This is a genomic window from Streptomyces sp. NBRC 110611, from assembly GCF_001590865.1.
Lineage (GTDB): Bacteria > Actinomycetota > Actinomycetes > Streptomycetales > Streptomycetaceae > Streptomyces.
Genome location: NZ_BBUY01000007.1, coordinates 301218 through 309521, shown reverse-complemented (window position 1 = coordinate 309521; position 8304 = coordinate 301218). Strand labels below are relative to the sequence as shown.

General features: G+C 74.5%; 10 protein-coding genes. 4 read left to right on the top strand and 6 right to left on the bottom strand.

The features are described from left to right. The 3 genes from AZE13_RS18455 to AZE13_RS18445 all read right to left on the bottom strand — a co-directional run. Positions 1-1561, bottom strand: a 1561-nt coding sequence (locus AZE13_RS18455) for a TIGR03086 family metal-binding protein (RefSeq protein WP_066932574.1), incomplete at its 3' end; no start/stop codon positions are given. Between the two features lie 76 nt (positions 1562-1637). Next, entirely contained in the window at positions 1638-2348 is a 711-nt protein-coding gene (locus AZE13_RS18450; RefSeq protein ID WP_066932572.1) for a lysoplasmalogenase family protein, read from the bottom strand. Then, entirely contained in the window at positions 2345-3247 is a 903-nt protein-coding gene (locus tag AZE13_RS18445; RefSeq protein ID WP_066932570.1) for a sterol desaturase family protein, read from the bottom strand. Before AZE13_RS18445 ends, AZE13_RS18450 begins: the two co-directional genes overlap by 4 nt. Positions 3248-3446: 199 nt before the next feature. Here AZE13_RS18445 and AZE13_RS18440 point away from each other — a divergent pair, with 199 nt between their 5' ends. From AZE13_RS18440 to AZE13_RS18425, 4 genes are all read left to right on the top strand, one after another. Next, a complete protein-coding gene (locus AZE13_RS18440) occupies positions 3447-4475 on the top strand; it encodes a DEDDh family exonuclease (RefSeq protein ID WP_258527859.1) in 1029 nt (342 codons plus the stop codon). Between the two features lie 64 nt (positions 4476-4539). Beyond that, entirely contained in the window at positions 4540-4773 is a 234-nt protein-coding gene (locus AZE13_RS18435) for a hypothetical protein (RefSeq protein WP_079124123.1), read from the top strand. A 59-nt stretch (positions 4774-4832) separates the two neighbouring features. Further along, positions 4833-5660, top strand: a complete 828-nt coding sequence (locus AZE13_RS18430; protein ID WP_066932566.1) for an SURF1 family protein — start codon at positions 4833-4835, stop codon at positions 5658-5660. Positions 5661-5806: 146 nt separating this feature from the next. Further along, positions 5807-6562, top strand: coding sequence for an SDR family oxidoreductase (locus AZE13_RS18425; RefSeq protein WP_066932564.1), 756 nt, complete (start codon positions 5807-5809; stop codon positions 6560-6562). Between the two features lie 64 nt (positions 6563-6626). Here the strand turns inward: AZE13_RS18425 and amaP are convergent, their stop codons facing one another. The 3 genes from amaP to AZE13_RS18410 form a co-directional block, all read right to left on the bottom strand. Continuing rightward, a complete protein-coding gene (gene amaP / locus AZE13_RS18420) occupies positions 6627-7232 on the bottom strand; it encodes an alkaline shock response membrane anchor protein AmaP (RefSeq protein WP_066932796.1) in 606 nt (201 codons plus the stop codon). 5 nt (positions 7233-7237) lie between these two features. Beyond that, positions 7238-7930, bottom strand: coding sequence for a DUF6286 domain-containing protein (locus tag AZE13_RS18415; RefSeq protein ID WP_066932563.1), 693 nt, complete (start codon positions 7928-7930; stop codon positions 7238-7240). Next, the coding region (locus AZE13_RS18410; protein WP_258527858.1) for a hypothetical protein at positions 7927-8304 on the bottom strand (378 nt) is incomplete at its 5' end. The genes AZE13_RS18415 and AZE13_RS18410, both read right to left, overlap by 4 nt.

Below are 8304 nucleotides of genomic sequence, written 5' to 3'. Positions count from 1 at the left end.
AGGCCGCGAGCCGGTCGGCGGCGGACGCTCCGGGCGGGGCGGGGCGCTCCGGCGCGAACGAGCCGCCCTCGGTGCGCGGCGCGCCCCCGTAGATCCGCCGCGCCGCCGCCAGGGTCTCCTCGGCGACCTCCGGCGCGAGACCGGTCGGCGCGCCCATGGCACTCGCCAAGTCCCACCCGTGGGCCAGGAGTTCGACCACTACCTGCTGGACGATCAGCGCGCCGGGCGCCTCGTACGGGCCGTAGGTGCGCCGCAGCATCCCGCTGCCGGTGAAGGCGGCCAGCGCGGCGCGCGACGAGTCCGCGAAGGCGGCGCGGTGGTCGTCGCCGAGGTGGTCGGCGGTGTGATCGCCGCGCGGATCTCCTTCGGCGATCGAGGTGGCCATGAGGTTCTCCCACACCATGTGGGAGAGCAGCTGCCGTACGGTCCATCCGGCGCACGGGGTGGGCAGGCCGAGGTCCTCCGTGCGCACGGCGGCGACCAGCGCGCCGACGTCCCGGACCACCTGTTCGTACGCGTACAGCACCCGCTCCGGGTCGGTGCCCTCGAACGCGGAGCGGTCCACCTCCACCGGCCGGATATGGGCCCGCAGCGCCGCGGCCGTCCAGGCGCCGGCGCGCTCCCAGCGGGGCGGTGCGGGCCGGCCGGCGACCGTGCACACCAGCTGCCAGTAGCGCTCCACGGCCGGCTCGGCAGCGGTCTCCAGCTGTTCCAGCAGCCGGGCGCGGGCGTCCGGCCCGTCCTCGGCGGGCGTGTCGGCGGCACCGGCCTGGGTGGGGAGCCAGGCAGCGATCAGCTCGGCGACGACCGGCCCGGCGGCCGGGGAGTCGGGGGCGATCCCGGCCGCGACCGCCGTCTCACCCCGCTCCCGCATCAGCTCGGCGACGCGTACCGCGGCGGCCTCGCCCTCCTCCCCCGCGTCGGGCCCCGCCGGCGCGGTCGGCTCGGTCGGCGCCGTACGCGCGCTGTACTCGGCCAGCCGGCGCAGCGCCGCCCGCAGCTCGGGCTCCCGGACCAGCGCGGCCAGCTCGGTCCAGGCGCCGATCTGTTCGGGTGTGGGGTCGTCGGGCAGGTCCGGGGCGGCGGCGAGCAGCGCGCCGCGGTAGGCGGGGGCGGGTACCCCGTCGAGGGCGTCATCGACGAAGTCCGTGATGATCCGGCGGCGTTCGTCGGCCGACAGGCGGGCCAGTTCGGTCATGCTCGGCAGCTCCTCTGCTGCGCTGTCCCCCGCGGCCACCGCCCGCAGCACCGCGCGTTGCAGCCGCAGCGTACAGATCTGCGCGTCGAGCGCGTCCGCCCACTGCGCCGCCGTCTCGGCGAGGGTGCATTCGCGGTGCAGTACGGACCGGATCGCCGTGAGCCCGATGCCCAGTTCGCGCAGGCTGCGCACGATCGCCAGGCGGGCCGGGGCGTCCGGGCCGTAGAGCCGGTAGCCCGCGGGGGTGCGGGCGGCGGGCGGCAGCAGGTCCTGGTCGGACCAGTTCCTGATGGTCTTGACCGGGATGCCGGTCAGGCGCGCCAGTGCGCCGATGGTGAGCAGACCCGTGCCGTCCTCGTACATACCGTCCACTGTCGGGTCTCCCACGGAGGGAGACTCAAGCTCATACCGTGTGCGCCCTCACGGTACGCCCGGCTCGTTACGGTACGCCCGCCCCGGGGGCCGTCGGTGCCGGCCGGGGCGTGGGCCGGGGGGCCGGGCCGGCGGTGGCTCGCAGCAGGCCGCAGGCGAGGGCGTACTGGGCCGCTACGTACGTCACCATGATCCAGAACTGGGGCAGCGGCGGCTGCGGCCAATGGGCGAGACCGTCGGCGAGCAGACCGTCGGAGAGCAGGAACAGCAGGCCGCCGAGCGCACCCAGGGACCCCGCCCGCAGTGCGCCGAACGCCATCGCGGTGAGCAGCAAGCTGTATCCGGCGACGGGGATCCGCAGCCCGGCCGGGAGGTCGGGCCACAGCAGCGCCACCGTGCCGGCCAGCAGTACCCCGTACACGGCGGCCGGTCCGGCCGGGTACCCGAGCCGCCCACGCCCCGGCGGCGTCCCATGCCGGGCGAAGAGCAGCAGATAGCAGACGTGCCCGGCGGCGAACGAGCCCGTTCCGGCCAGGAAGACGGTGTCGCCGTCCATCTGGAGGAGGGCGTCGCCGCCACAGCCGAACAGCAGCGCCCCGGCCAGCAGCGCCGGACCGCCGCGGGCCAGTACGTATCCGGCGAGCACCGGCATCAGCGCGGGCTTGGTGAGCTGCGCGGCGAGTGTCGCCCCAGCGGCCAGCGCCGCCAGGTGAACGGCCGTCAGCGCCACGAACGCCCAGAGCAGTGGCCGTACGGCGGCGGGCCAACGGGCCGTCACAGGACGGGCTCCTCGGCGGAGGCGCGCGCCGTGCTCCCCGGCGCTTCGGCCGCTTGCGGCGCCCACGTCGCCGCCGGCTGCCAGCCCGGACCGCGGAACACCCGCCCGGCACGCTCGCTCCAGCTGTCCGCGGCGCGGACGTCGCGGGCGATGGCGACGTACTCGTGGGTGGCCACCCGGAGCGGGTTGAAGGTGCGGATGTTCTTGGTGAGTCCGTAGACCGGGCGCTCCGTCTCGGGGACGAAGGAGCCGAACATCCGGTCCCAGATGATCAGGATGCCGGCGAAGTTGCGGTCCAGGTAGCCGCCCTGCGAGGCGTGGTGGACGCGGTGATGGGACGGCGTGTTGAAGAGGAACTCGACGGGCCGGGGCAGGGTGCCGATCCGTTCCGTGTGCACCCAGAACTGGTAGACGAGGTTGGCGCCGGAGGTGAAGGCGACCACGGCCGGATGGACGCCGACGGCGATCATCGGGACGTAGAACGGCCAGACCGTCCAGGTCGTCCAGGGCTGCCGCAGCGCGGTGGTGAGGTTGAACTTCTCGCTGGAGTGGTGCACCACATGGCAGGCCCACAGGACGCGGATGACGTGGTGGCCGCGGTGCGACCAGTAGTAGAAGAAGTCCTGCGCGAGCAGCATCAGCGGCAGCGTCCACCACAGCACCGGTATGCGCAGCGGGGTCAGTTCGTAGACCGCGGCGTAGACCGCCACGATGGGGATCTTCCACAGCGCGTCGAAGACCAGGCTGCCCAGGCCCATCACCACGCTGGTGGCCGCGTCCCTGGCTTCGTAGCCCGCCGCGTCCTCGTCGGGACGCAGCCGGAAGCTCACCATCTCCACCACGGTGAGCAGGATGAAAGCCGGTACGGACCACAGCACGACATCGGGCAGGTGCGGCATGCCCCGCACCATAAAGGCGGTGACGGCGGTGCCGCTAGGGGTGGTTACCGAGAAGTATGTGAGACCCGGTGTCAGCTCTGTGGCCGGGCGTACCGCCGGTAGCACTCCCCGCGCGACGAACGACGGCGACCGACGCCGGTCCGGTGGCAACCGACGCCGGTTCGGTGGCTGTCAGTGGTGGCCCTTATCCTCAGTGACCATGCTCGAAGACCACATGGCAGCAGCCGACCCGATCGCCCCGACGATCGGTCAGCAGCCGGGCCCGCCGACGCCGCCGGCTCCCTGGCCGTCCGGGTATCCCCAGGGGTACGCGGTGGTCGACGTGGAGACCACCGGACTGGCCCGTGACGACCGGATCATCTCCGCCGCCGTGTACCAACTCGACGCACAGGGCGAGGTCCAGGACCGCTGGTACACCCTCGTCAACCCGCAGCGGGATCCGGGGCCGGTGTGGATCCACGGTCTGACGAGCGCGGTGCTGGCGGACGCGCCGCTCTTCCCGGAGATCGTCCCGGAGCTGTCCCGGCGCCTGGACGGACGGGTGCTGGTGGCGCACAACGCCATGTTCGACTGGTCGATGATCGCCCGCGAGTACGCCCGCGCCGCGGCGGCCGCGCCGGTGCGCCAGCGGCTGTGCACGATCGCGCTCTCCAAGGAGCTGGGCCTGCCGCTGCCCAACCACAAGCTGGAGTCGCTCGCCGCCCATTACGGCGTGGTGCAGGAGCGCGCCCACCACGCGCTGGACGATGCCCGGGTGCTGGCCGAGGCGTTCCGTCCCAGTCTGCGGCGGGCCGCGCAGCGGAATCTGCGGCTGCCGCTGCTGACCTGCCAGCCGCTCACGGAGTGGACGGACGCCCCCGCGCCCCGGCAGCGCTCCGCCGCCTCCGCGTACCGCCCGGGCACCTGGCGGCCGTCCCGGAAGCGCCCGGCGTGCCCGTATCCCAACCCCGGGCGCTACGAGGCCGGCGGCCCGCTCGTCCAGGGGATGCGGGTCGCCTTCTCGGGCGACACGTCGGTGGACCGCGAGCTGCTGGAGGACCGGGCGATCGAGGCCGGGCTGCATGTCGCGACGAGCGTGTCCCGGCTGACCAGCCTGCTGGTGACCAACGATCCGGAAGCCCGGACCTCCAAGACCGTCAAGGCGGCCTCGTACGGCACGGTCATGATCGACGAGGCGGCCTTCATGCAGCTGCTCCAGGACGTCCGGGCGGCGCCTGCTTCCGGGTGAAGCCCGCCCAACACACCCATGGGCCCCTCGCCCCGCGCGGGGCCCCGCCCGCACGCTGTGGCGCATGGCACGTTGTGAGGTCTGCGGTAACGACTACGGGATGACGTTCGAGGTGCATGCCCAGGGGGCGGTGCACGTCTTCGACTGCTTCGCCTGTGCCATCCACCGCATGGCACCGATCTGTGAGCACTGCCGGGTCCAGATCATCGGCCAGGGCGTGGAAGCCGACGGCCGGTGGTACTGCGGTGCGCACTGCGCCCGCTCGGACGGGCGGGTGGGCATCGTCGACCACGTCTGAACCGCGCCGACGGGGACCCCCGGCCAGGCGGCCGGCGCGCCTTAGGTACCGTCGAGGCCGTGTACCGCTTCCTGCTGTCCCGGCAATGGGTGATCCTCACCCTCGTGGGTCTTGTGCTGATCCCCGTCATGATCAAGCTGGGCTTCTGGCAGCTGCACCGCCATGAGCACAGAGTGGCGCAGAACGGCCTCATCGCCGCCAACCTGGAAGCCCGGCCGGTCCCGGTGACCGAGCTGGCCGCCCCCGGACGGGATCTGCCGCGCCACGACATGTGGCGCCGGGCCACCGCCACCGGCCGCTACGACACCGCGCACGAGGTCGTGGTCCGCCAGCGCACCGCCGCCGACGAGCAGAGCATCGGCTACTACGTCCTGACCCCGCTGGTGCTGGCGAACGGCGATGCCGTCCTGGTCAACCGCGGCTGGATCCCCGCGGGCAACGACCTCACCAAGTTCCCGGCCGTGCCCCCCGCCCCCGAGGGCACGACCACCGTCACCGGCCGGATGATGGCCGACGAGACCACGGCGGCCAGCGGCATCAAGGACAAGAAAGGCCTGCCCGCCCGCCAGGTCATGCTGATCAACAGCGCGGAACAGGCGCAACGGACCGGCCGGCCGATGCTCGGCGGCTACCTTGAGCAGACCGAGCCCGAGCCGCCGGGCGGCAAGCCGGAGCTGGTGCCCGCGCCGGACCACGACTCCATCGGCCCGCACATGGCGTACGCGATCCAGTGGTGGCTGTTCGCGGCCGCGGTACCGGTCGGCTGGGTCATCCTCGTACGCCGGGAGCGCCGGGACCGGGCACAGGCCGCCGCGGCGGAGGCGACCGGGGCGGCGGCCGAGGCGACCGGGGCGACCGGGGCCGCCGTGGAGACGCCGCGGGCCTGACGGCACCGCGCGGTCCGACGGCATTCGCGCGGACCGGCGGACCGGCGGACCGGCGCCAACTGGGGGACTTCCCACCGGCCTTCGCCCTGTCGGCCCGGTGGGGGCCGCCTGCGGACTGCCGGAGGACGGCAGGGCAGACTGGCGGCATGGATCTCGAACTCACCGACCGGACATACGTCGTTACCGGAGCGACCCGCGGCCTGGGCTTCGCCACCGCCCGTGAACTGGTCGCCGAAGGCGCCAACGTCGTGATCAGCGGACGTACGGAGGAGAGCGCGGCCGAGGCGGCCGCCGAGCTGGGCGAGCGGGCGATCGGGGTGGCCACCGACAACGCCGACCCGGAGGCCGCGGCCCGCCTGGTGGCGACGGCCCGCGAGCGGTTCGGCCGCCTCGACGGCGTCATGATCAGCGTGGGCGGCCCGCCGCCCGGCACCACCGCCGACAACACCGACGAACAGTGGCGGTCGGCCTTCGAATCGGTCTTCCTCGGTGCGGTCCGGCTGGCCCGCACGGCCGCCGCCGAGCTGGCGGAGGGCGGTGTGATCGGCTTGGTGCTCTCCGGCTCGGTCCACGAGCCGATCACCGGCCTGACCATCTCCAACGGGCTGCGCCCCGGCCTCGCCGGCTTCGCCAAGTCGCTCGCCAACGAGCTGGGCCCGCGCGGAATCCGGGTCGTCGGTGTGCTGCCCGGCCGGATCGCCACCGACCGGATGACCCAGCTGGACGCGCTCTCCGGCGACCCGGAGGGCACCCGCGCCCGCAACTGCGCGTCCACTCCCCTGGGCCGCTACGGCACGCCGGCGGAGTTCGGCCGGGTCGCGGCGTTCCTGCTCTCGCCGGCCGCCTCGTACGTCACGGGTGTGATGGTGCCAGTGGACGGCGGGGCGCGGCACGGCTTCTGAGGCACGGGGCTCACGATCGGACGGGGTCCGGGAGCCGCCCCCGGGCCTGCCCGCCCGGCGCTGCTCAGCTCACCCGTTCCGCCCGGTGTCCGGCCTCGCGCAGGCGGACGTCCGCCGGCAGCCGGCCGAGGCCGGCCGACCGGCGGGCGTGGGTGACGGCCTCGTCGGACAGCCGGCGGAGGACGGTCCCGGGGTCGGCGTGCGGGGCGAGGGTGAGGACGGCCCGGAGACGGGGCCCGGTGCGGCGGCCGGTGAGCAGCACCCCCGCCCGGTCGACACCGTCCAGGGACTCCGTTTCGGCGGCCAGGACGCCTTCCAGGGCCCGGCCGCGCAGCAGGGCGCCCGCGCCGTCGCCGCTGTCGACGAGGATCCCGTTCAGCCGGTGCCGCCGCAGCTGGACCAGCAGCCACCACAGCGTCAGCAGGACCAGGACGGCCAGGGCGGCGATCACCGCCGGCCACCACCAGCCCTGGCCGGTCCACCGGGTGCGCTGGCCGGCGGGGAGCAGGACGTCGTCGGGGCGGGACCAGGGCCAGTGGGCGGGCAAGCCCAGGTGCCACGTCGCGGGCAGGCCGAGGCCGCCGAACAGCACCAGGCCGCCGATGCCGAACAGCACCGCGCCGGTGAGGCCGAGCAGCACCCGGTTGACCGTGCGACGGACCCCGCGCACCGCGCTCACCCCTTCTTCGGGCGCCGGACGTGCACGGTCAGACCGAGCGGGCGGGCCAGGCCCAGCTGCCGCAGCCCCTCGCCGAGCGCGCTGTCGAGGTCCGCGCGGACCTCGTCCAGCGGGCGGAAGTGGCAGACGGCGTGCGCGGTGGCCCTGCGGCGGCCGACCCTCATCCGTACGGACTGGACGCCGGCCACCTCCATGGCACGGTCGCGCAGCACCAGCGCGGCGGCCGGCCGGTCCAGCCCGGCCCTGAGGTCCGCGGCGACCGGCCGCATCGGCAGCACCCGGCGCAGGCCGGGGGTGACGGCCAGCACGATCAGCCAGACGCCGAGCAGCATCGCCGACGCCGCGACGGCCAGCACCCAGGGGTCGTCGAGGTGGCGGACCGCGAGTTCCCGGGCGAGCCGCCGGCGCCAGGCCATCGCGGGGCGGTGCGCCCGCACCGAGGCCACGTCGTAGAGCAGCAGGCCCGCGGCGGCCAGCAGGACCAGTGCGAGCATGGCGGCGGGCACCCGGCGGGCGGACCAGAAGCGGCCGGTACGGCCGTCCTTCCGGGGATCCGCCGCTGACGTCCGCGGGTCCTTCCCTGCCGTCCGCGGGTCCGTCCCTGCCGTACGGGGAGCCTCCGCTTCCTCCCGGGAAGCCTCAGCCTCTTTCCGGGGGAGCGCCCGCCCCGCGTCCTCGCCGCCGCTCATCGCACCCGCTCCTCCCGGCCCCTGCGCTCCAGCAGCGGTGCGTGCAGCCGCTCGACCTCCACCGCGACCTCGGCCACCGTCATATCCGTCAACGCGGCGACCCGTTCGGCGACCTGACGCCGCACCACCCGGCACTGCCCGCCGATGTCCGAGGGGTAGCCCAGCTCCACCGTGATCCGCAGTCGTGCCTCACCGAGGTTCTCCCGGTCCGCACGACGGCGCACGGTCACCGTGGCATGCGCGTCCGTGGGGTCCTGTGGCGACACTCCGCGCAGCGCCTCCCGCGCGGCCCGGGCGGCGATCTTCGCCACCACGCGGTCCGCGACCCTGGTCGCGCCCCGTTCGCCCGCCGGTACACCGGCGGCAGCGGCGGG

Excerpts from the sequence above, each read along its gene's own strand:
- AZE13_RS18425 (WP_066932564.1), top strand. The coding sequence starts at position 5,807 with ATGGATCTCGAACTCACCGACCGGACATACGTCGTTACCGGAGCGACC.
- AZE13_RS18415 (WP_066932563.1), bottom strand. The coding sequence starts at position 7,930 with ATGAGCGGCGGCGAGGACGCGGGGCGGGCGCTCCCCCGGAAAGAGGCT.
- AZE13_RS18435 (WP_079124123.1), top strand. The coding sequence starts at position 4,540 with ATGGCACGTTGTGAGGTCTGCGGTAACGACTACGGGATGACGTTCGAG.
- AZE13_RS18445 (WP_066932570.1), bottom strand. The coding sequence starts at position 3,247 with ATGCCGCACCTGCCCGATGTCGTGCTGTGGTCCGTACCGGCTTTCATC.
- AZE13_RS18440 (WP_258527859.1), top strand. The coding sequence starts at position 3,447 with ATGCTCGAAGACCACATGGCAGCAGCCGACCCGATCGCCCCGACGATC.